Raw genomic sequence first — 24,696 nt, 5'->3', positions numbered from 1 at the left:
GGTGTGTCAGTTCTATCTGGCGACGAATGTGTCTTCTCTAAGTGGCAGCAACACGGATTTCTGTTCCGCTGCGGGCACTTACCTGCCCTCGCCGCGGTCGCGATCACCCGATCAGCGACGTTCGCTCACGCTGCCGCTGGTCGCGCTCGGTCCGCCACGCATCAAACTGCGCCAGAACGTCGTCCACGTCCATACCCGTCTGTCGGCGATGGGCATCGACGCGCGCGCGCAGCGGCTCGGGCCAAGCCACGCTGCTTCGGATCAGCATCGCTTGCACCCAGCGAGGCACGTAATTGAGCAGCTTCTCAAGTGTCTGGTGCTCGCGGAACGGCAGATGCGCGCCCGACATCAGTCGGCCGACGGGCTCGTCGGCCAGGAGCGCCACCACCGCACTGAGAACCTGAGCTCGAGCGGAGGGTGACAGCTCGTGGTAGGGCTGTTCGTCCCAGGTCTGCGGTTTGTGCTCCGGCATGATCGGCAGCAAGGGGCAGTCGAACAGATTGATGTAACTGGTCCTGAAGAGGCTTGGCGCCAGCAGCGCCCGGGTGAGATCGCGCAGCACGATGAGGAACTGACGGGCCGGCACCGGCTGTACCCCTAACAAGCGTGCCGGATGGCCGAGCAGCGCGTTACGGACCTCGCCGTCGAATGCGAAGAGGATTGAGAGCGCCGCGGCCGTTTCCTCCGGCTCGAAATAGGCCGCTGGCGTCGGCTTTGCCCAGCGGCTCGTCCTGAGCGGCGTGCCGCAATCTTCGCACACGAACTCGATGCCGACTGACCAAGTGAACCGCGGCGAGTGACTCGGCCGGCAACGCCGACAATAGTCCTGACGCCAAGCGCCATGCCGATGACAGAAGACGAGCGGCAGCGCCGCCTCTGCGTCGAGATAAGCCCCGCCGGCCTCGTGCGCTTCGGCAAGGCAATGGCGGCACCAGGCGAGATCGAGCTCACCTCGCGCTCGGCCGAAGCCGTCGGTACTTGGCAACCAGTCGACCGCGAGCCCCGGCCAGCGGCACTTAAGCCCGAGGTTGAGCACGACCTCCGACGCGACCCGTAGACCGGCCACGACGCTTTTCGCCTCGTGCAGATCCCAATGGACATCGGGCCGTCCCTTCATGCTCGGGCCAGCCTTCCATAGAACCTGCCGGAGCTCGGCGACCGATACATCGTAGCAGGCCGCGGTCCGCCCGAGCCAGGACGACGGCAACTCGTCGGGACGAGGACGGGGCGCGATCGGCAGCGCCACCCCAGCCACGGCTCAAGCAGCCGCCTTCGCCCGCCCGCGTCCACGACGCTGGGCCAACGCCTTCATGCTGACAGACGGGAGCACGAGGTCATCGGCGTCCAGATCTCCTACCTCGATCCGCTCGGTGCCGTTCTCGATCGCTCTCACGGCTAGCGTTTCGACGAGCCGGAAGATGCGGCCGGTGTTCCCATCGCAGAGGTCGAGGATGGCGGTCCGGCACCGCTCCTCCTCCAGCTGAGATGGCTTGCGCAGGGGCAGGATCGCGGCGAGCGTAACCATCAGCAGCCGAAATGGCTCGTCGTTCTGCCACCGGACGAGCTCGACCGCGTCAAACCGCTCGGCCAGCGCCGCGTCCGTGAGCAGCGCCGCGCGCGCCTCGTGATTGCCGGTGCAGACGAGCGGGATCTGCAGGTCGTTGGCCAGATACCGAAGCGTGTTAAGGAAGACGCGCTGCTGCCGTGGCGTGCAGGCCAGCATGTGGTTGATCTCGTCTAGGATAAGCATACGAGCACCCACCTGCCCCATGATCCGGCGGGTAAGCTGCCGGGCTCGCTGGACGTCGCCGCGCCCCGCAAAGCCGGCGCCGAGCTTCTCGAGAACCTCCCCGTAGAACTCGCCATCGGTCGGCTGTGGCGGCAGCTGAACGGCCACGACCGGGATCGTCGCCGTTCCCGTTGTGTCGTTGAACCCGCGCGGGTTCTCTGCCTCGAAGCGCTCGACGATGCGGGACTTCCCCATCCCGGTCTGGCCTAGATCAGGAGGCACGGCATGCGCGTGCGCGGCGGGTAGCGTAGCATCGCATCCAAGGTCTTGCGCACGGTCTCCGCCTTCGGGAAGCCAAGCCAACGATCCATGCGGATCCAGGCGATCCGCTCCTCGTCGGCCCACGTCGCGCGCTCGCGGTAGTCCTCGGCAAGATGCGACAGATCGCTCACCTGGGCATCTCCTCGACGAGGTACGGTAGCGCCTGCCGATCACCGCTCTTATCCGTACTCGAGGCGCCCGGCGGAGCTGTGGGTCTGTCGTCCTCGATGGTGGGCTTGCCGCTGCTTCTGGCGCGCCGTGCATCGGCCAAGGCCGCCCTGGTCCTCTGGAGCGCGAGCCGTGCGGCCTTTGTCTTGTGAGCGGCTTCTGCCACGATCAGGCGCTGTGTCTCGACCGCCTGGAAGATCAGCGTCTCGTCGACCGCTTGCTGACCACGCTCGCGCAGGGTGCGAACCGCCTCCTTCTGTTCCCAGCGGGTGATCGCCGGCCGCCGGAGGTCACGATAGGGCACCTCGAGGTGCTCGCCATGCGGGAGCTCGAGCCAGATGCGAGAAAGGTCACGCGGGTCCCACCGGATCGGCATGGCCTGCCCGGGTCGCGTGTACCAGCAGGACAGCGCGTCATCCCAGTAGTGCGTATGGAACAGTTCGATGCCGTGCGGGGTCACCGCGCGTAGTTCGCAAGGCAGGAAGTCGAAGAGGAAGCTGGCGCGATCGACCGGCAGCCGCGCCAGCTCCGGCCGCCGTTCCATCGCTTCGGCCCAGGCGAGCGCCGGCGGGATGCCGATGCCGCGGTGTCGCTCTGCATGGTACGGCCCAATGATCTGTGCGGCGAGCCAGCTCTCCAACTCGCCCAGCGTCATGCACGCTTGGGCTTCGGAGTCGTATTCGCCTCGCTCCGCCACGTTGGAGAACGTCGTGCCGGGCAGAAGATGGACAGCGCCCATCACTGTCCCGATCAGCCGCTCGATATGGCCACCGAAGTGCGGACGCCGAACCGGACGATACTCGAGCGAGATCGAGTGGGCACGGCAGCCCCGTTTCAGAGCGTCGGAGCGGTGCTCGCGCGCATTGTCGAGGTGTAGCCGATCCATGAGACCCTGATTGTCCCAAGGTGCCTCCATGCCGCGCTCGGCCAACCAGGCGGTCTTGGGGAGAACGGCTTGGCGCATGCACATGCCAACCGACACGGCCGAGGGTGCAAGCATATCGAGGTGGAACCCCGGTACCGTGCGGCTCGCGATATCGATCATCAGCGTGAGCCACGGCCGACCGATGGGCTTTCGATACAGATCGTCGACGACGATCACGTCGACCAGCGTGTGATCCGATTGCACGAGCTCCAGCGCGTAGCTGGCATCCAACACGCCTCGCGTCGGCTCCCACTTGTCAGCGGCGGCTTTGGACCCTTGCCTACGGGCCGTGACGGTCTGGGGAGGCAGTCTGTCCAATCGTGCTTGGATTGCCTTGGTGCTGGGCACCTTCAGCCCGATCTTCTGCGCCTCATGTCGGAGCCAGCGGCGGAGCGCCTGCACGTTCGGCTTCTCGAGGGTGAGATAACACTCCGCGATGCCTCGGGCGATCAACTGCTCGGCAGCAGATGAGAGCCGCCGCTCTCCCCTCTCCCGCCCTCGCGGGCGCGGCAACAGCGAAGCGGCAACGGGCGACGCCCGATAAAGCTGGAGAAGCTCATGAAAACGGGCGCGACCCAGCCCAAGCTTATCCAGCGCTTCGGCGGCTGCGTTGCCCGGGATGCGGGTCAGCGCAGCAAGTGGGCGGATGATCTTCTCGCGGCGGTGCGCTTCTGCCCAATTAGCGTCGCTCGCCGTCTTCAGGTCCGCGGTTCGCATGGTACGACGCCTCGGCTGATCCAGCCTGGCAAGCGTCCGCTCTTTTGGGGAGAATGTCCACCATTTCAGGAGTGGACTGACGCCGGGCGACGCTCGCCGTGTGCGTCCACCGTTTCAGGACAACCGACAACCGCGCCCGATCCGGCCATCCTCTTTTTTCCAGGAAATAACATTATTGGAAATTACAGGCTCGTAGAATCGTCAGGGCTTTGTCGGATATCCTGAAAGGGTGGACTGGCGTGACAGCGGAGTGAAAAGAGCCGCGAACTGCGCCCGAAATGGTGGACTCGCTCCCGAAGTGGTGGACTCGTCCCCGAAATGGTGGACTTATCGCCAGGACGGCAGCGACCCTCGCGGCATCCAGCGTTGTTGAAAGCCGGCCTCACCGCTTGGTTGGTCGACCAAACTCATCGCGGAGACCAAGATGCCGTTCGACTAGTTGTACTAGGTCGGAGCGAGACCGGTTGTACTCGTACGGCGTTAGGCCACCCAACCAAGCCTGCGGCTGGCTGTCCCAAGCGTCGATGTCAATGTTTGGGTCCTGCGACATCATCAGTCGGCGCGCGTCTTGTAAGCGTTTCGGCGTTGCTGCTGCGTGGTCAAATCCATCCGAAGCGTCTGACAATGGGTGAGCTAAGCCAGCGCTGGCCCGTCCCTCTCTAAGCGGAGGAAACACCGCTGACTGTTCCCGTCGTCGGTTCTCCTGCATTGCTCTCTCGTGGTCTTTCGAACTTCTGTTGTACAGCCAATAGCGCTCCGCCCTGTCTGTCAGAGCGACAGCGATCTCGTGATCGGCCCGCGCCTTGTGCGCTGATAGGTCAACGAGGATTAGCGACACCGTGGCCGGCGACAGCTGTAGCTCTCTGAGCCGCTTCGTCTCTTTCTTCGTAAGTGTCGCAGCTATCGCTACCGCGCGTCCCTTGAATGTCGCCGTGACGCGTACAGTATCAAAGAACACGTCGTATGATGCAGCCGTCAATAGTGGCTTCGTGGTGCTATGATTAGTGTCAGGGAGCCTGAAATGCGCGCCGTCGCTCAATGTGGCGATGATAAACCGCGCAAGAGCGGCCTGCCTTGCAACCCTGCAGGCCTCTGACGTTCCCGCTTCATGAGCGAAGTGGTGAGCCCTCTCGGTCCCCTTCTTGGCGATCAGCCGCTCTCCGCAAGCACACCGGAGGTCGGACCGGCCGCTAGGAACGTCGTCTATCCATACATCATCGCCCTCTGAGTTGACGGCCCAGACGATTTGGGCGCCCGTTTCGTATCGGCGAGCAGCATCGTTGACGGCATACCCGAGGGTATTTCTTCGACCACGAGGGGGATCAACCATCACATCTCAAACCTTAGGTGTAGGCGCTTGCAATTATATCGGCGTCTGCTCGCAAACAGCCTGATTTCCTGCTCACGCTCTCCGCCACTGGCGGGGAGCGTCCTGCTCGAATTATCTGCCAGCGTGCTCGCCATCATCCGGCGCTGCTCGCAAACGGGGCGTTGTGCTCACGCTCCCTGCCAATGGGTTCTCCAAACCCGTCGCCGGCAGGCGCTTTTGCGAAGCGGGTTTCAAGAACAGTTCTGACAAGCGGCGGCCCGCAGAAATGCGTCGCGGTCATGGCCCGCTGCAAGGTCGTCAGAAAGGAAGGTTTTCGCGAACAGTGGGCGGCGCATAGAACGGGCACAGATATACCTTTACGACCGAACCCGTCGAACCGCGCTGGCTGCGATCGTCCCGTTTGGGATCCCAATCGGGACGATTGCCGGGCTTAGCGTACGATTTAGAACCTCCTCTGACCGGACACCAGAACGCCGGCGATCCCGCCTACCGGCCGCTCACCGCGGACAGCCTTGCGATGCAGGCGGCCCGCGCGCTGGTGTTCGAGGGGGCGGAGCAGCCGAACGGGTATACCGAACCACTGCTCCACCGGTTCCGCGCACTGGAAAAGGGACGTGGTGAGGCAACGTCCGGCGGCCCCGGAGTGGCAACGGATGGCACGTTGCGCGACGGAGCCGCGCTGCCGGCCGAACTCCGCGTGCTGGCGGAAGCGCCGGCGCGCAGCTGACTTCGCAGCCTTCGTCCCTCCTACAGCTTCTCCGTCAACTCCGGCACCACCTTGAACAGGTCGCCGACCAGGCCGATGTCCGCCACCTGGAATATCGGCGCGTCCTCATCCTTGTTGATCGCCACGATTACCTTGGAGTCCTTCATGCCCGCCAGGTGCTGGATCGCGCCGGAAATCCCGACCGCGACGTACACTTCCGGCGCCACGATCTTTCCCGTCTGCCCGACCTGGTAATCGTTGGGAACATAACCCGCATCCACCGCCGCGCGGCTGGCGCCGACGCCGGCGCCGAGCTTGTCGGCGAGCGGCTCGATCAGTTCATGGAACTTCTCGCCCGACCCGAGCGCCCGCCCGCCCGAGACGATCACCTTGGCGCTGGTCAGCTCCGGCCGCGCGTTCGCCGCAATCTCCGAGCCGACAAAGGTCGACAAGCCCTCCTCACCGGTAGACGCGACTGCCTCGACCGTGCCCGACCCGCCGCTCGCCGCCGCCTTCTCGAACGCCGTGGTGCGGACGGTGACGACCTTTTTCGCGTCGGAGGTCTGCACCGTCGCGATCGCGTTGCCGGCATAGATCGGGCGGGTGAAGCTTTCCTCGCCCTCGACCGACAGGATGTCGCTGATCTGCATTACGTCGAGCAACGCGGCGACCCGCGGCGCGATGTTCTTGCCCGTCGTCGTGGCCGCCGCAACGAAGGCGTCGTGGTCGTCCATCAGCTGCATCACCAGCGGCGCGACATTCTCGGCCAGCGCGTGGGCATAGGCTGCATCGTCCGCGACGTGCACCGTGCCGACACCCGCGATCTGCGCAGCGGCCTCAGCGACCCCATCCACGCCCTGACCCGCGACCAGCAGGTCGACCCCGCCCAGCTTCGACGCGGCGGTTACCGCGGCTAGCGTCGCATCCTTCACCGTCGAGCCGTCATGCTCGACCCAGACCAGCGTCTTCATATCCTCTGCCCCTTTTTCTCGGCACATCGTCCGACAGGCTCAGCCCGAACGGGTGAGAGTTGTGCTTACTTAGCGATGCCCATCGCATGGAGCTTCATCACCAGCTCGTCCACATCGGCGACCTTGACTCCCGCCTGGCGTTTGCCGGGTTCTACCACCTTCAGGGTGGTGATGCGCGGCGTCACGTCCACGCCGTAATCGGCCGGCGTCTTGTTCGCGAGCGGCTTGCTCTTGGCCTTCATGATGTTGGGCAGCGAGGCATAGCGCGGCTCGTTCAACCGCAGGTCGGTGGTGACGATCGCGGGCAGTGGGAACCTGTCGGTTTCCAGCCCACCATCGACCTCGCGCGTCACGGTGACGCTGTCGCTTGCCAGCTCGACCTTGGACGCGAACGTCCCCTGGCCCCAGCCGAGCAGCCCGGCAAGCATCTGGCCGGTCTGGTTGTTGTCGTCGTCGATCGCCTGCTTGCCGAGGATGACGAGGGCGGGCTGCTCCTCTTCCACGATCTTCGCCAGGATCTTGGCGACGCTCAGCGGCTCGACCTTCTGTTCGCTCGTCACCAGGATCGCGCGGTCGGCGCCCATCGCGAGCGCGGTGCGCAATGTCTCCTGCGATTTGGCCTCGCCGATCGACACGACCACGATCTCGATGACGCCGGCCTTTTCCTTCAGCCGGATCGCCTCCTCGACCGCGATCTCGTCGAAGGGGTTCATGCTCATCTTGACGTTGGCAAGGTCTACACCCGACCCGTCCGCCTTCACCCGGGGCTTCACATTGTAGTCAAGCACCCGCTTGACCGGTACCAGAACCTTCATTGGAACCTCTCCTCAGAACGTCAGCCGAGCGCCAAGGGACAGGACCACCGCGTGGGCATCCTTCAGCGAGCCGTCGGTCACGATCGGCGTCTGCACCGCCGTGCCCGCATAGGCTGCGGTGATCCGGTCGATGGTCGCATCCTTGAAGTCGACATAGTTCGCGGCGGCGTCGATCGACAGGCCCGATGTGAGCTTGAACGTCGCGCCGGCGCCGTAATTCCACCGGTCGGAATCCGGCACGCGCGCGTCGCGATCGCCGTTTCGCGTGGGAGTGATGGCATGCTGCACGCCCGCGCGCAGCGTCACGGCCGGGGACACGGCATAATCCACACCGCCCGCCAGGCTCCAGCTGTCGCGATAATTCTCCGGGATGGCCGTGTTGATGGGCGCGCCGAGCCGGATCGCGTCAAACTTGCTCCAGGTGTAGCGGACCACCTGGGTATTCAGCGTCAGCGCATCGGACGCGCGGAAGCGGCCGCCGACGATGATCTGCGCGGGCGTGTAGAAGGAGGCACGCGCATCGGAAACGGTTCGGTTGGAAGCGGCGAGCGGACCCGCAAGACCGGAGGTTTCCAGCTCGCCCTTCAGATGATGCTCGATGGCCGACTTGTACGCGATGCCCACGATCGCCCACTGATGATGGAGCTGTACACCCGCCGTCCAGCCGAGATCCCAACCGTCGCCAGCGAGCCGCTGTTCCCCGTCGTGCAGCGCGGTCGACAGGTTCGGCAGCTTGTTGCTGAGGCTGGCGTCGGTGTACTCGACGTTGACTGCCCCGCCGACCCGCAGCCAGTCGGTCAGCGCGATGCCAAGCGAGGGCTGGATGTCGATCGTTCTGAGTCTGGTCCGGTCTGCCGAATATCGCGCCCAGCTGTCATCGTCATAGTCGGTCGTGAAGCTGTAGGGCGACGTCACCGCTAGACCCACGGCGATGCGGTTGGTCAGCGGCAGCGCGATCGCGCCTGATGGCAGCACGCCGTTGTTGATCGGATTACGCGAGACTCCGTCGCCGCCGACTGGCGCGAACGGCTGGCCGGGTCGCCGGATCAGCGTTCCCTGGTCGACGACCCTGCCCCGGGGCAGGATCGCAGCGGCACTGATCGTCACCTCCCGCTCGTTTGTGTCAGCGATAGCCGCGGGGTTCCACCACAAGGATGCCGCTCCCGTATCCGCCACCTCGCCGGAAAAGGCGCGACCGGCTGCGCGTGCGGATTGCTCCTGCAGATAGAATGCCTGGGCATGCGCCTGGGCCGACAGGGTAAGGGAATAAACAACGACCGTAGCGGCCAAGGCCGCGCGAAAAGAATGGGTCATGCTACTCTCACAGGCACGGAAAACGGGGGGAGTATCAGGGGATGCGGGTCCAGGTCTGCGTCTTGCACAACGGCACGAACACGCAGCCACGCACTTTGAGCTGATCGCGGCCGATCGGCGTCAGCTTGGCGCCATACGTCTTTCCATCATCCGCATTGTAGATCCGGCCGCCGCTCCAGACCTCGCCGTCACGTGAGAAGCCGCTCAGCATGAGTAGCCCGCGCAAGGGACGGTCACGCTGTGCCGCGTCGCGGTTGTTGCCATCCTTCAGCGTCGGGTCTCTGCGCAGCTTGTCGGAACTGACCAAGCGCCCGCAGATGGAGGCGCCGCACCGCTGGATGTCCACGACCCCGCCGCGCGTCTCTGTCCGCCAGCGGCCGATCACCGTCTCCGCCGGAGGGTTGCCGGCCATCAGCGCCAGGGCGAGCAACATCATGGACATGGCCTTCTTCTCTCCTTGTTTTGGGCCGGGCGAGTACGACCCGTTTCTGTTATCGTTGGATCGTCGGCGGGCTGGTCAGAACAGCTCCTCTGCGAGCGCCATGGTCGATCTGCTGCCCGCCTTGATGACCAGGAAACTCCCCGTCGCCTGCGGCAGGATGCGATCGAAGAAAAAGGCCGCGGTCGCCAGCTTGGCTCGGTAGAAGGCGGCGTCGGCACTTCCTTCGGCAAGCCGGTCCGTGGCGATCCGCGCGGCCCGAAGGAAGGTGTAGCCTATCGCGACCAGTCCCAGCATCTTCAGATAATCAGTTGCCGCCGCCCCGGCCTCGTCCGCATTCTTCATCGCCTTGCGAGCGATGGTCGCGGTGGTGAGTTGGAGTGCGCCGAACGCCTGGTGCAGCGCTGCGGTCTGCGCCGCGAGCGTCTTGTCCGTGCTGCCCGCCATCTCCTCACACAGGTTCGACACGGCGTGGAAGAAAGGCCGCATCGCCCGACCCATGTTGGCGGGCATCTTGCGCCCGACCAGGTCCAGCGCCTGGACGCCGTTGGTGCCTTCATAGATCTGGGTGATGCGGGCGTCGCGAACGAACTGCTCGACGCCATGCTCGCGGATATAGCCGTGGCCGCCATAGGTCTGGACGCAGAGGTTCGCGGCCTCCGACGCCAGATCGGTGAACAGCGCCTTCACGACGGGCGTCATCAGCGCGATGAAATCGGTCGCGCGGGCGCGCAGCTCCGGGTCGGGCGCATGCTTCTCCGCGTCCAGCGCCCGCGATGTCCACTGGCCTACCGCGCGGCACCCCTCGGCATAGACGCGCATGGTCATCAGCATCCGGCGCACATCGGGGTGGACGATGATTGGATCGGCGGGCAGATCAGGGCGCTTGGGGCCGGTCAGCGCGCGGCCCTGCTGCCGCTCGCGCGCGTAGGCGACAGCGGACTGATAGGCGATCTCGCCGACGCCGAGCCCCTGGATGCCGACCGAGACGCGTTCGGTGTTCATCATGGTGAACATCGCGGCGAGCCCCTTGTTCGGCTCGCCGACGATCCAGCCGGTTGCGTCGTCGAACTGCATCTGGCACGTCGCCGACGCCTTCAGCCCCATCTTGTGTTCAATGCCGGCGACCGACACGCCGTTATGCGGGCCGAAGCTGCCGTCGTCCCGGGGCAGGAACTTGGGCACCAGGAACAGGCTGATACCCTTCACCCCCGCGGGGGCGTCGGGCAAGCGCGCAAGGACAAGGTGAATCACGTTGTCGGTCAGGTCGTGGTCTCCTGCCGAGATGAAGATCTTGGACCCGGACACGCGATAGCTGCCGTCGTCCTGCGGCACCGCGCGGGTGCGGAGCAGGCCCAGGTCGGTGCCGCAATGGGGCTCGGTCAGGCACATGGTCCCCGACCATTCACCGCTGACCATCCTGGGCAGGTAGGCCCGCTTCAGATCCTCCGATCCGTGTCCCTCGATCGCGGTGGTGGCGCCGTGAGTCAGGCCGGGGTACAGGCCGAACGATAGGTTGGCGGAGCAGATCATCTCCTCCACCAGCTTGTTCAGCGTCTCGGGCAATCCCTGCCCACCCCATTCGGGCGCGGAGGCGAGCGCCGCCCAGCCGCCGTCGCGGAACTGCCGATACGCCTCGGGAAAACCCGCGGGCGTCCGCACGACGCCGTTCTCGAGCCGGCATCCTTCCAGATCGCCGCTTGCGTTCAGCGGCAACAGGACGTCCTTCGCCATGCGACCGGCTTCCTCCAGCACGGCATCGTACAGGTCGGGGGTGAACTCAGCGAAGGCGGCGCTCGCGTCGAACTGATCGTCGGCGAACAGCTCGTGCAGGACGAAGCGCATGTCCCGGAGCGGCGCGGAATAGATTTGCATCGGCGGCTACCTCTTCGATCAGTTGCGCAGCGGCTTGCCGGTTTCGAGCATGTGCTCGACCCGTGCCTGGGTGCGCGCGTCCTTGACGCTGGCCATGAACGCGTTGCGCTCCAGCACCAGCAGCTGGTCCTCGGTGACGGTGTCGACCAGATCGGCGTTGCCGCCGGTCAGTACGGTCGCCAGCCGCTCCGCGACCACGGTGTCATAGGGGGTGGCCACCCCTTTTTTGCGGAAATCGGCGACGACCCCGGCAATGCCGACCCGCCCGCTTTCACCCGGCAGGCGGAATACCGGCTTGTCGGGCGCGCAATATCCCTCGACCAGCGAGAGCGCCTTGTTCTTAGCATCGGCGAGCAGGCGGTCACGGTTCATGGTGATGCCGTCCGAGGCGCGCAGGAACAGCATCTCCTTCGCCTCGGCCGCCGATTTCGACACCTGCGCCGTCGAGATCATCTCGAACGCCTTCGCGACGGCGGGCATCGGGCCATTCGGCACGGCCGGCGACCTGGCAAGACGATCGAGCATCTCGCCGTTGCCACCCCAGCCGGGGATCAGCCCGACGCCGCATTCGACCAGCCCGACATAGCTTTCGGCATGCGCCTGGATGGCGTCGGCATGGAGCAGGATCTCGCACCCCCCGCCCAGCGCCATGCCCGCGGGAGCGGCCACGACCGGGAACGGCGCGTATTTCAGCGCCTTGTACGCCTGCTGCCCGGCGGCGATCAGCCGGTCGATCTCGCTCCAGGCGGCGATGTTCACCGCGAACATGGCGAGGCCCAGATTGGCGCCGACCGAGAAGTTGCTGCCTTCGTTATAGATCACCAGCGCCTTGAACCGCGCCTTGACCAGCGGGATCGCCTGGCCGATCAGCTTGGCGACCTCCTCGTCCAGCGCATTCATCTTGGCCGTGAATTCCAGGCACGCGACTCCGTCGCCCACGTCCCACAGCGCGGCGGAGCCATTGCGGATCACCGGCTCGGCGCCCCGCTTCACATCCTCCAGCAGCAACACGCCCTCGGGCCGGGCCACCTCGCGATACTCGCCCGTGGCGGCGAGATACTGGCGCCGGCCGCCCTCCACCCGATAGAAAGGGCGATCCCCGGCGGTCACCAGGATCGGCGGCACCGTCCGGCCCTCCGCCGCCAGCCGCCGCGCCAGCGCGCTTGGCCCCAGCCGGTCGATCAGCTCGAATGGCCCCTGTTTCCAGTTGTAGCCGAGCTTCATCGCGTCATCGATCGCGACGACGTCGTCGGCCGCCTCGCCGACCAGCATGGCGGCATAGGCGAGAACCTTGCCGAGGATCTCCCACGCATAAGCGCCGACCTTGCCGGGCGCGGCGACCAACGCGGCCAGATCCTTCTCCGCCGCGCGGGGCAGCGACGCGGGCTTGACGCTCGCGCGATATTCCCCCGTCGACAGGTCCACCGCCTTCTTCGTCCGCGTCGCCTTGTCGAAGGCGTAGAAGCCGCCCTTACCCTTGCGCCCCGTGAACCCGTCCGCGATCATCCGGTCGACCAGCGGCATCGGCCGCACCGTATCGAAATACGGATCGCCCTGCGGCAGGGTGGCGGACAGGCTCTTCGACAGGAGCGGCATCAGGTCGACGCCGACGAGGTCGATCAGCCCGAAGATGCCCGTCTTCGGCACGCCCATCGGCCGGCCACCGATCTGGTCGGCCTCCTCGACGGTGAGGCCCTGGTCCATGGCGGCGTTGATCGCCACCGCCAGCCAGTAGGTGCCGATCCGGTTGGCGATGAAGCCGGGCGTATCCTTGGCGGGCACGACCCGCTTGCCCATGAAGCGATCGACGAAGCGCTCGACCCGGTCGGCGACCACCGGGTCGGTGGCCGGCCCGCGCACGATCTCGATCAGGCGCATGTAGCGCGGGGGATTGAAGAAATGGGTGATGAGGAAGTCGCGCCGGAACTGGTCGCCGCGCCCCTCGACCAGATGACCGAGCGGGATGGTGGAGGTGTTGGACGACACCGCCGTGCCGGGCCGCTTCACCTGTTCCAGCCTTGCGTACAGTGCCTGCTTGATGTCGAGCCGTTCCACGATCGCCTCGACCACCCAGTCGCATTCGGCGACGCGGTCGAGATGATCGTCGATGTTGCCCGTCTCGACCAGCTTTGCCGCCCGCTTCGACATGAAGGGCGCCGGGTCGGTCTTCAGCATTTTCGCAACCGCGCCTTTCGCCACCGCATCGCGATCGGCGCCTTCCTTCGCGGCGACATCAAGCAGCAGCACCGGAATGCCCGCGTTGGCGACCTGCGCCGCGATGCCGGCGCCCATCACGCCCGCACCGATGACGCACACCTTTCGAATCGGCTCGCTCATGTCAGGCGCGCTCCAGCACCGTGGCAATACCTTGCCCGCCGCCGATGCATTGGGTGGCGAGCGCATAGCGGCCACCCTCGCGCGCCAGCAGCGCCGCCGCCTTGCCGACGATCCGCGCGCCCGTCGCACCCAGCGGATGGCCGATCGCGATCGCGCCGCCGTCGATGTTGATCGTCTCCTCCTTCAAGCCGAGGTCGCGGATGCAGGCGATCGACTGGCTGGCGAACGCCTCGTTGATCTCCACCACGTCGAGGTCGGCGACGTTCAGTCCCGCGCGCTCCAGCGCCTTGCGCGACGCGCCGATCGGCCCCAGTCCCATCGTCTCGGGCTCGCAACCGGACAGGCCCACTGCCTTGATCCGGGCAAGGATCTTGAGGCCGTGCCGCGTCGCGAACTCCTCGGAGGTCACCAGCACGGCGGACGCGCCGTCGGTCAGGGGGGAAGAGGTGCCGGCCGTCACCGTGCCGTCCTGGCTGAACGCCGGCTTCAGGCCACCGAGGACTTCCACTGACGAATCGGACCGGATGATGCCGTCCTCACCGATGGTGCCTGCCTTGGTCGTGATCGGGACGATCTCGTCCGTGAGCTTGCCGGCGGCCCGCGCGGCGGCGGCCTTGTGGTGACTCTTGACCGCAAAGGCATCCTGCTCGGCGCGAGTGATCTGATATTGCTGAGCAACGTTCTCGGCCGTCTCGCCCATGCCCATGTACGCACCGGGCCGCTGCTTCGCGAGCGCGGGGTTGGGTAACGGGTTGTAGCCGCCCATCGGAATGCGGCTCATCGACTCGAGCCCGGCGCAGATGAACGCGTCACCCGCGCCGATCTGGATTTGGCCTACCGCGATGTGGATCGCGCTCATCGAGGAGCCGCAAAAGCGGTTCACCGTCATGCCCCCGACCGACAGCGGCAGGTCCGCGAGCAGCCCGATCATGCGCGCCACGTTCAGCCCCTGCTCTCCTTCCGGAAAGGCGCAGCCGAGGATCACGTCCTCGATCTCCGCCGCGTCGATGCCGGTCTTTTCAATTAAGCCTCGAATTACCTGCGCGGCCAGATCGTCCGGTCGGACCCGGGCCAGATCGCCCTTGGCGGCAAGGTGGAAGGGAGAGCGGGCGTATCCCGCGATCACGACGCTGGTCATGGAAATCCTCTCGAACGCGACAGTTCCGGTCTTGCGACCTTACCTAAAGGTGCGATAACTAACCTATACGTCAAGAGCAATATGCCATGGCGCCGAGTTCGGCAGCCTGGAAGCCCTATCGTCGGGAGAGCGGAAGAAGATGGTATCGGCACGAGCGCAGGGCATCGCATCGGATGAACGGCCCCGCATGGTCACCACCATGTTCGAAGAATCGGTGGCGAAGCACGGCGGCTGGACCGCGATCGACTTCTTGGGGGCGACCACGTCGTATCAGGCGCTCGCCGAGTCCGTGGAACGCGCCACGGCGGGGTTGCAGTCCCTGGGCGTGACGACGGGCACGCGGGTGGCCCTCTCCCTACCCAACACGCCGCATTATCCCGTGCTGTTCCTCGCAACGTTGAAAGCGGGCGGAGTGGTCGTGAACGTGAACCCACTCTACGTCGAGCGGGAGTTGCGCCACCTTCTTGTCGATTCTGGTGCGGAGATCATCGCGACCTGCGACCTGCCCGAGGTTCATCGCCGAGTGTCCGCCGTCGCAGCCGAGGTGGGACTGCGTCATGTGATCACATGTCCGATCGCCAGCGCCCTGCCCTTCGGTAAGTCGCTCGCCTATCGGCTGCTCCGGCGTCGTGACATCGCCGAAGCGCCCCGTGGCGATGGCCATGTCGCCTATGCACGTCTGCTGGTCCGGGGCCGCGCGCCGATGCCGGTCGCGGTCTCGCCCGACGCGGTCGCGGTGCTGCAGTATACCGGGGGAACTACCGGTCGGCCCAAGGCCGCCATGCTCAGCCACGCCAACCTGGTCGCCCAGGCCGATGCGATGGTGGTCCATGTCGGCGGCGAGAAGGAGGTGCAGGAACGCGTCCTGGGCGTGCTGCCGCTGTTTCACGTGTTCGCCTTGACTACGGTGCTCAGCTTCGCGCTCCGCGTAGGGGCGAAGATGATCCTGCTGCCGCGCTACGATCTCAAGCAGACATTGAAGGCGATTGCCCGGACACGCCCGACCTTCTTCCCCGCCGTGCCGACGATCTTCAATGCCATCGCCGAAGCTGCGGGCCGCCAAGTGGTCGATCTCGGCAACATACGTGCCTGTATTTCCGGAGGCGCACCGCTTCCGTCCGAGGTACGCGAGGCGTTCGAGCGTCAGACAAGGGGGCGCCTGGTCGAGGGCTATGGCCTGTCCGAGGCATCGCCGATCGTCACCTGCAATCCGATAGACGGCCCGGACAAGTCGGCCTCCGCCGGCCGCCCCTTCCCCGGCACGACGATCGAGATCAGGGACCCGGAGGCGCCCTCGATCCTACGCGACATCGGCATACCAGGGGAGATCTGCGCACGAGGACCGCAGGTGATGAGCGGCTATTGGAACAAGCCTACGGATACACAGCAGGTCCTTTTTGAGGGCGCTCTCCGGACAGGGGACATCGGCTATCTGGACGAGGAGGGCTTCCTGTTCATCGTCGACCGGATCAAGGACATCATCCTCTGCGGCGGCTACAACGTATACCCTCGCATGATCGAGGAGGCCCTTTACGAGCATCCCGCCGTCGCCGAAGCGGTCGCGATCGGCGTGCCCGACCCCTATCGGGGGCAGTCCCCCAAGGCATTCGTCACCGTCAAACCCGGGGAAGAGGTGACGGGCGCTGCCCTTCGGGACTTCCTGCGTGACAAGCTCAGCAAGATCGAGCTTCCCAGAGAGGTCGAGATCCGAGAGAGTCTGCCAAAGACGTTGATCGGAAAGCTCTCTAAAAAGGAGTTGGTCGAGGAAGAGGCGCAAAGGGCTGCGGGAAAGCCGCTGGAGGGGCAGATTGGGCGACAGTGAAGAGGAACTGCGCGGAATCCAGGAGGTGGCCGACTTCCTGGGGATCACGCCGCGGACGCTCAGATTCTACGAGGATCGCGGCCTAATAGAACCCCGCAGGATCGGGACAGTGCGCATCTACACCAAGCGCGAGACGGGCCGGATGCAGCTAATCCTTCGCGGAAAGCGCCTCGGCTTCTCGCTCCGCGATATCCAAGAATTCCTAGACCTGTACGAAGCCGATCCGCAGCACGTCGAGCAGATGAAGGCCTTGGCCGATCGCTGCCATCAACGCGTGGCGGACCTCGAGGCGCAGTTCGTCGCGTTGGAACAGACGCTCATCGAGCTTAAGTCCATCGAAAAGCAGGCGCTCGACCGCATCAAGGGCACGACCGGAGAGAGATGAGCGTGGGCGGTGCGGGCGTGGGAAAGCTGGGGCGGTTGGCTTCCCACTCAACACGACCCGCGCACCCAGCTTGCCCAGCGCGTCGGCTTAAAAGCGCGGATTGACGCTGCTCAACTTCAATTACGAATGAATAGTTCTGACAGCGCCGTCATCCATTCGGCAGTTGAAACATCCTCGTTCTTTGGCGCGCGAATCATGTTCTCCGCATGTCCGATCAGGCATTGAAGAAAGGCGTGCCGAAACGTCGTCGCGTCCAGATGCCCCAGCGCTGTGGCCGCGCTGGGATGGTCGAGAAGCCCGTCAATTGCTCGCAGCCCAACGGCGTAGGTGGCCGTCCAAGCGTCATGTCGCGCTTTCGGCAACTCCGTTAGCACGACACCGATCGCCTCGCGTTCCGGGCTGGTCAGAAACGCGAGGATGCGTTCGCCCACGCTGCGGAAGGCACTGGCGAATTCCTCGATCTGCACGTCTTCACACAAGCCGTTCTCCTCGGCTTCGAGCTTCTCCTCCAGCAGACGCATGAGCAGGTCGCTCCGGTCCTGAAAGCGCGTGTAGATCGTTTTCTTGCTGACCTCCGCGGCACGCGCGATCCGCTCGATCGATAGCTCGCGTGATCCTTTGGTCAGCAACAAGTCCCAAGCGGCTGCCAAGATGCGGCTCTCCAAAGCCGCAGCCTCCTCGACGCTCGGCCGACCAATCCGTCGGGACTGCCCGCTCGCCAACGTGCTCATCTCGGCCACCACCTCGAACCCCTCCTAGCCGTCCGCGCTATCGACCCGATGCTCCGACGAACTCCCACTATCCATAAAAAATCCCAGGACGTGTATCGCCCAAAGGGGACCGAGTGGTTCCCTTGAGCTTTCTTCCCGAGTCAATCGCGCAAGCGGGACGATTTTAATCTTAAGGAGCAACCAATGTTCAAGTCTATCATGGCCGGCAGCCTGCTGACCTTGGCAGCGGCTACCGGGGCAGCGGCGCAGACATTGACGTGCTTGACCTGCTCCCCGGAAATCATGCCACTTGCAGGTTAGCTCGTCAGATGGAGACGAGCGATGCGGCGAGGCCGTTCTACCCTGCCAAGGCTATTGGCTATGGCAGTCACCACCGCGGTTACGAATCATGCCGTATGAAGAGCTTTGCCAAGGCCTTCATCCAATCCTCGCTCATAGGCTGATCTGACTCAGGAGCACGCAGCATGTTCTCCGCCCGACCGATCAGACATTGCAACAAAGCATGACGGAACGTCGCAAGATCGAGATCCGCTAGCGCGATCGCGGCTCCCGGATGTGCTAGCAAGGCATCAATTGCGCGTAGACCGACAGCATAGGTAGAGGTCCAGGCATCATGCCGCGCGTCCGGTAGTTCCGCCAGCACCGCTGCGATCGCCTGACGCTCCGCGCTGATCAAGAAGGCCAGGATACGCCTCCCGACGCTGCAGAATGCATCGCGAAAGTCTTCCGCATCCACGTCCTCATGAAGTCCGCTTTCTTCCAGTTCCAGCTTGCGCCGCAGGAGGCGCATTAAGAGATCACTGCGGCCTTGAAAGCGAGTGTAGATCGTCTTCTTGCTGACAGCAGCCGCACGTGCGATCCGTTCGACCGAGAGTTCGCGGGCACCCTTTGCGAGCAGCAAGTCCCAAGTGGCGGCCAGGATCCGGTCTTCCAGACTGGCCGCCTCTTCGGCACTCGGCCGGCCTATCCGACCGCGTTGGCTTTTCGGCATTCTCTTTTCACCGACCATCGCGGCTCTTCCTTACATCGCTCCGAGCTTTGATCGGTCCCGGTCAGCGTCGGCGACGACCGCTCGAGCCGTTCCGACGATGCCCAGAGGCTGAGCATGATCGGCCGTGGCGCAGCTTGCTCGCGGGCTGCGCCGCACCATCCGACCCAAGCTGCTCGCCAGGGTTAACCGCCCCTCATAGGCCCGGCGTGTTACAGGCAGAACGGCTGCGCAAGGTCCGGAGTGATGCGGACGAGTTGACCCGAGCTCGCGTCGAGACAGCATAACGTCGAGTGCACCTCGGCGACCGTCTCGCCGTCCCTGCCGATATGCGTCGAGAACCATGCTCGCGACGCTGTGTGCTTGGTAATCTGAACCGTCGCGATGAGACTATCGCGGTGATAGGCCGGTTTTCGATAGAAGATCTCGTGACTAGCGACGATCCAGCGAAGCCGGTCGACATCTTCCTTCCTCGCCACCGCGCGCCAGTACGCGGTTATCGCCTGCTGCACCCACTGCAGGTACACAGCATTGTTGACGTGGCCCAGTTCGTCGATCGCGTCCGCCGAAACGGTGATGGCATGCAGATGCGAACGGTATTGCGAGCGCCCCTCAGGCCCGCCGGACGGTTCAGCGCCAGCCTGCTTCACCGATCCACCGGAGCGCCGTCAGCGACGGCATGAAGAGATATTCGCCGCCCATCAGACGGTTGAAGGTGGTCACGCCGTTGACGCGCGTTCGCGCCGGCTCATGCGGAATGGTGAAGGTCCCCGGCTCCTCGTGCAGTGCGACGATCGGATCTCTCTCGGTACCAAGATCGATGAAGTTACCCCGGTTGATCCATTCCTGCTGGAGGAACTCGATCGTATCGTACGCCCGCGCGCTAATGAAGATGAAGAAGATGCCGCGATCGCCTTTCGCATCGCCGGCCGCCGTCACGTCCGGAGTCCACTTGGGGCCGAAGGTGGAAGAGCGCCGGATGATGCGGTGGATGTTGACGTCAGTCAGGATCGTCAACTGGCTGTCGCGCGGGTTCAGACGGCGCATGTGCGCTGAATGCGGACAGACCAGTCCCTTGGGATCTTCCGCGAAATTAAAGTCGTTGTTGCGTGATCGATCCGCCCCCAGCGCCTCGTCGTCATGATCCGGTGCCAGGATCAGCGGCGCGCCGCTGCGCCAGCGGCCGAACATCTTGGCCGCCAGCTTCTCCTGGTCGGCTTCGCTGTCGGCGTTTGCGCGGATGAAATCGTTGAAGGCGCCAACCGCGCTCTGATATTTGCGCAGGACCACGAACGATCCGTTGCGACCGAGCGGGGCCGGTTCGGGCATTGCGACTGGCGCGCCGGTCTCGCTGTTTTCGCCCAGGATGAACTCGCCCGCCGCGATCGCGCGCTCGTCGCCCCGCGGGTCCACCCCGCCGCCCGCCACTGTCGGCTGCGAGATGGAGTCGCGAAATCCGAAAGGGTTCTTGGCATCGGCATCCGCCCCGAAGCTGTGCGTGCCGACGAGCGTGACACCATGCGAGGCTTCCAACTCGGTCATGGCGACTTCGATCGCCTTTTCCAGCGCGTCTTCGTCGCGGGCATAGATCGTCAGCGCGATATGGCAGGTGCCGGGCCGAAAGGCATCTTCCCACCGGTCGGGTGCATTCTCGCCGAAGTCGCGCAGTTGCTCGGCTCGGGCCGCCATGCCCTGTTGAAATGGCAGGGGAAAGCTCTTCAGCGATGCCTCTGGCACGCCCAGCGCCTTCAGGCCGGCATGGCTGATCGCGACGCCGGTCCAGGAGTCCATGTCGTCCGTCCAATCGTCGGCCGAGGGGATGTGCGGCGCGAGCCGGCGGACGAGGTTGCGACCGCCTTCCGCCTCATCGACGTGCAGCATCGCGTGCAGGCCGACATAGGGCTCGGGCCGCGATCGCAGGATCAGGGCCTGGATGTCGTCGAGCTGCAGCTTGACCCGCTCCCGGCTGAAGCGCGCCCTCAGGTCCGCCAGAACGCTCATGTCAGTAATCCACCCCTTCCGGCTTGGAGATGGCGTCGGTAAGTTGGCCGAGCGCCGCCTTGGTCGTCGGATCGATCGCCGTGTTGGCGGCCTCTGCATCGAGGAACGCGTTGAGCGCCTTCTCCATTCGCTGGAAGCGGCGTACGTCGACCACCGTCACCTGCGGATTGGCAACGAACCAGCCGGCAGCGTCGATCTGGTGGTCGGCGATGAAATCCTTCACCTTGGGGCTGTCGATCCCCGGCCAGCCTTCGACGTTGGCGAACAGAAGGTCCATGAGCTCGGGGATCTTGGTCGCAAAGTCATTGATGTAGGCATCCCAGTCGCCGTCGTAGGCGGTCGCGAACAGGATGCGCGTATCATCGTCGAAAAAGACGAAGCGCATGTCGTGCAGGGTGGAGACGCGCTGGGCCCCGTCCATGTTGCCGGCGGTGAGATCGAAGATCCGCCGCAGGCGCTCTGCGCCGCCCGGCTTGAGCGTCGCGATGGCGGTGAGTTCGGACACGTTGCCGGATTGCTTGCCGGCGCGGCCCGCCGACCGGGCGCCGCCCTTCAGGTCCGGATTATGTTTGCGGATCATCGCCTCGAGCGCGATCTTGGCGAGGTGGGGTGCATCGGCGGCGACTTCCTCCACCCGGCGACGGATTTCCTGAAGCTTGCTCTCATCCGCGAGGCGCGGGTCCTTGTTGTCTGTGGTCATCACGACCTCCTGCTTGTTCAATCGGGAATGTCATCGAGCCGGTCAGGCTCGATCCGGGGGCGCGCGTTCATCCGATGGCGGTAGCTGGTGGAGCGTTCGTAAGCCGCCCGGCGGATGCGCATGATCTGGCCGAGTGGGCGGTGCGCCTCTACGCCGTTCCATGGATTGAAAGACAGGACGTCGTCGCCATACACCTGGCGTGCCGGGGCGTAGGCGTCCTGCGCTGCGAACCGCAGCGTCGCGATCGGGCGATGCGGCGACACCTTCTCGTCCCAGCGTACCGCCGCATCCTCGACCGGCATCTCCGCCAGATCGGTGCAGAGCTGCGCCGACAGGGCATATTCCGCGCCCTGGCCGGCGAAATGCTCCACCATAACATCCCGCATCGTGGAGAAATCCGCCTTGCCCACCGGCTGTCCCGTCAAGGCCCGGACGTTATCGGAAGCTGGGGACAGAGCCAGCTTGGCGACATGGTCACCGAAGCGGATAGCACCTTGCGTATGGTAGCTCTCGCCGAGCGGATGATGGTTGTCGCGCGCCAAACCTTCGAGCGTCGCCCCGGGCGTCATCCCCAACGCCTCCACTGTCTTCTTGGCACCCCGCGCAGTGCCTGCGATCAGCCGCTGGAAGGTGTCGGGCGCATGCGCATTCGCCTCAAGAAGGCTCAGCATCAGCTTGTATTTGGCGATGGTGCCAAAGGCGAGGACGGGAAAGTTCACCATCAGGAAATCCTGGTTGGCGCCCCCGATATCGGGCGACAACCGCTCTCCTTCGACGCCGACTACCTTGATCGCGAATCCTCGCGGCGCAGGGATCGCGTCCGAATGAATGTCGCTGGGCGCCGAGGACAGCCGTGCGACCACGCCGTAGGTGCATGGGTGTCCGAAGATGCCCTGCCGCAGTTCCGGCGCCAGATCGTCGTGAACCGTCAACGTGCCCCTCAGGACAGCATGGGACTTGGCATGCGCGTCGCGGATCGCATGGCGGTGATGCTCGAAAGCGCAGCGGTTCCCGGCCGCCATCTGCTCGACGATCTCCGCCGTCAGGCGCTCTTCATCCTCGGCGATCGTCTCGATGTCGGACGAATAGAGAAGCGGTGCTTTCAAAGCCTGACCTCGTCTGTTGCCCATGTCCCGACGCCGGTCGCGGCGCCGCTTGGCCCAGCCATTTCCCGGCAATTACCCACCAACAACACCTAGGGAAACCGAATGGTTCCCTTTCTTGTCGACTCGACCAGGTCTCTACGTGAGGCAACTATCGATGCAGGTGGCAGCGATCAGCGACACGAAGTCTCGTGGCCAGGCGCGCATGCATCTGGTTCAACGGGACGAACGTGTGGACGCCGGCGGTGGCCGGGATCAAGTGAGAGAGGGCGGCGACGAAGCCCGGCATTTGATCGAGCGGATAGGCGGTCCCGGTGAGGAAGAAGAACGGCACCGAGGTCGGTGCCAGGATGTAGGTTGCCCGCTCGGCGCAATCGAACACGCTGCCGATGAGCAGCCCTAGGGCAGCAACCGCCGTGGCGAAGACAGGGACCATCACCATCATGCCGGTAATGTCGCCATCGACGGGCACAGCCTGGAGCCAGAAGATGAACCCGAACAGGAAATAGCATCCCAGGATGCCTACCGACGTGAACGCCGCCAGCGTTCCCCAGAACTCCGCGACACCCATCCGCCATGCGCCGGAGCGGCGTCGTCCGCCCATGAAGGTAGCGGCGCCGAAGAGCAGCGTCTGCTGAACGATGATCACCGCTACGGCCGGAAAGACATAGCCCTTGTAACCACCCGTCCGATTGAACAACGGTTCGGTGGTGACCGCGACGGGCAGCCCGCCGCGACTGAGTTGGGTTCAGCGGCAGCACGTTGCTCCAGATGTGGGCAAAGGCGTTGGCGCCGTTCAGCGGTAACGTCGCGCCCGAATAGGCAAGCGCCGAACCGGCATAGACGGCGCTCGCCGACAGAGCGGTCGCGGTTTCGCGTGTCCGTGGGCAGCGCATTGTCGCGATTGGCGTTGTAGCTGCCGAACGCGAAGGCTTGCGGGCGGTAGCGCGATTTCGCCAGGCCGACCCCCGCGCTGGCGATGTCACGCGCTGCGTCGGCGCCGCGGGCCCGGGGCGTCGCGTCTATGCCCTCCAGGAATGTGCCGACGGGAGGCAGCGGCTGCGAATTGACGAACAGCGGCGTCGATGCGCCGACGCCGGCGGGTCGGTCCAGCAACCCGACAGTGCGTCGGCAGCAGTCGCTTCCTCGAGTTGCGCGCGAATGAAGGCGCGTTCGGCGGCGTCGCGGGCGACCTGAACCTGGAGGACGCGCGCATGGGGAATGACCCCGTTCTGCTCGAGCTTCACGGCATCCGACAGATGCCGATCGAACCCTGCGAGCGTCTCGCGCGTCGACCGGGTCAGCTGGGCGGCAACCTGCTGACCGAAATAGGTGCGGACCAACCTGACGCGAGACAGGTCGCGACCACCCGCCTGCCTGGCGCGGGCCACCTCGACCGCGCCGTCCGCACCCGCCTGGATCGCCGGGATCGCACCGCCCGTGTAGAGCGGCACGCGGTACGCTCGCTGTACAGCGGCTCGTTTCTTCCGGGCCGGCGCAACGTCGTGCTGGTCGGTGGGACGGGCACCGGCAAGACGCACCTCGCCACCACCATCACCGCCAATGTGGTACGGGCCGGCGCCCGCGGGCGCTATTTCCACACGGTTGATCTGGTGAACCGGCTCGAGGAGGAAACCCGCCTTGGGAAGGCCGGCACGCTGGCGGCCCAGCTCTCGCGCCTCGACCTCGTGGTGCTCGACGAGCTTGGCTACCTGCCGTTTGCCCGCTCGGGCGGTCAGCTGCTCTTCCACCTCGTCAGCAAGCTCTACGAACAGACTTCAGTCATCGTCACGACGAACCTGGCCTTTGGTGAGTGGCCCACCGTCTTCGGCGACCCCAAGATGACCACCGCGCTGCTCGACCGAATTACCCACCATTGCGACATCGTCGAAACCGGCAACGACAGCTGGCGCTTCAAACATCGAAGCTGACGCCTGGGACACCGGCAGAGAACGCTTCGCGCTGGTTGCGCCTCCCGTCGGGCTACGCCCGCCCTACGCCGCAACCAGCGCGAACAGTGCGCCCGTCATCCCCGGTACGCTGCTCGACGAAGGGGGTCCCTTTTGGACGCCGGTAGGGGGTCCCTTTTGGACGCCGATTGACAGTTGTGGATCGGCGTGGAAAAAGGACCCCGGTAGCGGGGTGATCGGCGTCGAAAAAGGACCCCTCATCCCGGTGGTC

Annotated in this window: 22 protein-coding genes and 1 pseudogene; 4 read left to right on the top strand and 19 right to left on the bottom strand. The window is 65.0% G+C overall.

All coding sequences use genetic code 11. From position 1 onward, the window contains the following. Nucleotides 1-103: 103 nt before the first annotated feature. Genes AX702_RS03645 through AX702_RS03635 form a run of 4 tightly spaced genes read right to left on the bottom strand, consistent with a single transcriptional unit; the run spans nt 104 to nt 3,860 of the window. Entirely contained in the window at nt 104-1,246 is a 1,143-nt protein-coding gene (locus AX702_RS03645; RefSeq protein ID WP_144037329.1) for a hypothetical protein, read from the bottom strand. Between the two features lie 12 nt (nt 1,247-1,258). Beyond that, on the bottom strand, nt 1,259-1,984 hold the full coding sequence (locus AX702_RS03640; protein WP_256926792.1) for a TniB family NTP-binding protein: 726 nt from the start codon (nt 1,982-1,984) through the stop codon (nt 1,259-1,261). Nucleotides 1,985-1,995: 11 nt separating this feature from the next. Continuing rightward, a complete protein-coding gene (locus AX702_RS23185; RefSeq protein ID WP_256926793.1) occupies nt 1,996-2,181 on the bottom strand; it encodes a TniB family NTP-binding protein in 186 nt (61 codons plus the stop codon). Then, complete coding sequence (locus tag AX702_RS03635; RefSeq protein ID WP_066776269.1) at nt 2,178-3,860, bottom strand: Mu transposase C-terminal domain-containing protein; 1,683 nt, start codon at nt 3,858-3,860, stop codon at nt 2,178-2,180. The genes AX702_RS23185 and AX702_RS03635 overlap by 4 nt, the downstream gene beginning before the upstream one ends. A 1,847-nt stretch (nt 3,861-5,707) precedes the next feature. On the opposite strand from AX702_RS03635, the gene AX702_RS03625 reads away from it, so the two are divergent. Further along, the gene (locus tag AX702_RS03625) at nt 5,708-5,917 is read left to right on the top strand and encodes a hypothetical protein (protein WP_066776264.1); all 210 of its coding nucleotides are present in this window, start codon (nt 5,708-5,710) and stop codon (nt 5,915-5,917) included. A 20-nt stretch (nt 5,918-5,937) separates the two neighbouring features. On the opposite strand, the gene AX702_RS03620 is transcribed toward AX702_RS03625, so the two are convergent. From AX702_RS03620 to AX702_RS03590, 7 genes are all read right to left on the bottom strand, one after another. Next, entirely contained in the window at nt 5,938-6,867 is a 930-nt protein-coding gene (locus tag AX702_RS03620; RefSeq protein ID WP_066776261.1) for an electron transfer flavoprotein subunit alpha/FixB family protein, read from the bottom strand. Between the two features lie 65 nt (nt 6,868-6,932). Beyond that, a complete protein-coding gene (locus tag AX702_RS03615) occupies nt 6,933-7,682 on the bottom strand; it encodes an electron transfer flavoprotein subunit beta/FixA family protein (protein WP_066776258.1) in 750 nt (249 codons plus the stop codon). Nucleotides 7,683-7,694: 12 nt separating this feature from the next. After that, nucleotides 7,695-8,996: an OmpP1/FadL family transporter gene (locus tag AX702_RS03610; protein WP_066776256.1), complete on the bottom strand. Its 1,302-nt coding sequence runs from the start codon at nt 8,994-8,996 to the stop codon at nt 7,695-7,697. A 34-nt stretch (nt 8,997-9,030) separates the two neighbouring features. After that, entirely contained in the window at nt 9,031-9,438 is a 408-nt protein-coding gene (locus tag AX702_RS03605; protein ID WP_066776254.1) for a DUF2147 domain-containing protein, read from the bottom strand. 75 nt (nt 9,439-9,513) lie between these two features. Next, the gene (locus tag AX702_RS03600; RefSeq protein WP_066776252.1) at nt 9,514-11,310 is read right to left on the bottom strand and encodes an acyl-CoA dehydrogenase C-terminal domain-containing protein; all 1,797 of its coding nucleotides are present in this window, start codon (nt 11,308-11,310) and stop codon (nt 9,514-9,516) included. A gap of 18 nt (nt 11,311-11,328) precedes the next feature. Beyond that, a complete protein-coding gene (locus AX702_RS03595) occupies nt 11,329-13,647 on the bottom strand; it encodes a 3-hydroxyacyl-CoA dehydrogenase/enoyl-CoA hydratase family protein (protein WP_066776251.1) in 2,319 nt (772 codons plus the stop codon). Nucleotide 13,648: 1 nt separating this feature from the next. Continuing rightward, complete coding sequence (locus AX702_RS03590) at nt 13,649-14,785, bottom strand: thiolase family protein (protein ID WP_066776250.1); 1,137 nt, start codon at nt 14,783-14,785, stop codon at nt 13,649-13,651. A 139-nt stretch (nt 14,786-14,924) separates the two neighbouring features. On the opposite strand from AX702_RS03590, the gene AX702_RS03585 reads away from it, so the two are divergent. Together AX702_RS03585 and AX702_RS03580 are read left to right on the top strand one after the other, a co-directional pair. Then, nucleotides 14,925-16,607: a long-chain-fatty-acid--CoA ligase gene (locus tag AX702_RS03585; protein ID WP_066776247.1), complete on the top strand. Its 1,683-nt coding sequence runs from the start codon at nt 14,925-14,927 to the stop codon at nt 16,605-16,607. Between the two features lie 7 nt (nt 16,608-16,614). After that, the gene (locus tag AX702_RS03580) at nt 16,615-16,992 is read left to right on the top strand and encodes a MerR family transcriptional regulator (protein WP_443026280.1); all 378 of its coding nucleotides are present in this window, start codon (nt 16,615-16,617) and stop codon (nt 16,990-16,992) included. Nucleotides 16,993-17,108: 116 nt separating this feature from the next. Here the strand turns inward: AX702_RS03580 and AX702_RS03575 are convergent, their stop codons facing one another. The 8 genes from AX702_RS03575 to AX702_RS21975 all read right to left on the bottom strand — a co-directional run bounded on the left by AX702_RS03575 (nt 17,109) and on the right by AX702_RS21975 (nt 23,969). Continuing rightward, the gene (locus tag AX702_RS03575) at nt 17,109-17,723 is read right to left on the bottom strand and encodes a TetR/AcrR family transcriptional regulator (RefSeq protein ID WP_231731713.1); all 615 of its coding nucleotides are present in this window, start codon (nt 17,721-17,723) and stop codon (nt 17,109-17,111) included. 379 nt (nt 17,724-18,102) lie between these two features. After that, a complete protein-coding gene (locus tag AX702_RS03570) occupies nt 18,103-18,732 on the bottom strand; it encodes a TetR/AcrR family transcriptional regulator (protein ID WP_066776240.1) in 630 nt (209 codons plus the stop codon). A 191-nt stretch (nt 18,733-18,923) separates the two neighbouring features. Continuing rightward, the gene (locus AX702_RS03565) at nt 18,924-19,361 is read right to left on the bottom strand and encodes an acyl-CoA thioesterase (RefSeq protein WP_066776235.1); all 438 of its coding nucleotides are present in this window, start codon (nt 19,359-19,361) and stop codon (nt 18,924-18,926) included. Beyond that, on the bottom strand, nt 19,342-20,712 hold the full coding sequence (locus tag AX702_RS03560; RefSeq protein WP_066776232.1) for a Dyp-type peroxidase: 1,371 nt from the start codon (nt 20,710-20,712) through the stop codon (nt 19,342-19,344). Before AX702_RS03560 ends, AX702_RS03565 begins: the two co-directional genes overlap by 20 nt. 1 nt (nt 20,713) lies before the next feature. Beyond that, nucleotides 20,714-21,412 carry a hypothetical protein gene (locus tag AX702_RS03555; RefSeq protein ID WP_066776275.1) on the bottom strand — a complete coding sequence of 233 codons (699 nt, stop codon included), beginning with the start codon at nt 21,410-21,412 and terminating at the stop codon, nt 20,714-20,716. Between the two features lie 17 nt (nt 21,413-21,429). Next, a complete protein-coding gene (locus AX702_RS03550) occupies nt 21,430-22,518 on the bottom strand; it encodes a catalase family protein (protein ID WP_231731711.1) in 1,089 nt (362 codons plus the stop codon). Nucleotides 22,519-22,666: 148 nt separating this feature from the next. Continuing rightward, complete coding sequence (locus tag AX702_RS03545) at nt 22,667-23,242, bottom strand: ABC transporter permease (RefSeq protein ID WP_082745958.1); 576 nt, start codon at nt 23,240-23,242, stop codon at nt 22,667-22,669. Nucleotides 23,243-23,537: 295 nt separating this feature from the next. Further along, nucleotides 23,538-23,969 carry a TolC family protein gene (locus AX702_RS21975; RefSeq protein ID WP_231731712.1) on the bottom strand — a complete coding sequence of 144 codons (432 nt, stop codon included), beginning with the start codon at nt 23,967-23,969 and terminating at the stop codon, nt 23,538-23,540. A gap of 3 nt (nt 23,970-23,972) precedes the next feature. On the opposite strand from AX702_RS21975, the pseudogene istB reads away from it, so the two are divergent. Next, nucleotides 23,973-24,446, top strand: a pseudogene (gene istB / locus AX702_RS03540) (IS21-like element helper ATPase IstB); the annotation flags it as partial. Nucleotides 24,447-24,696: the final 250 nt, after the last annotated feature.

The organism is Sphingomonas sp. CCH5-D11, assembly GCF_001557395.1.
GTDB lineage: Bacteria > Pseudomonadota > Alphaproteobacteria > Sphingomonadales > Sphingomonadaceae > Sphingomonas.
Note: the sequence above shows the minus strand (reverse complement) of the source record. Positions and strands in the feature narration are given on the sequence as shown.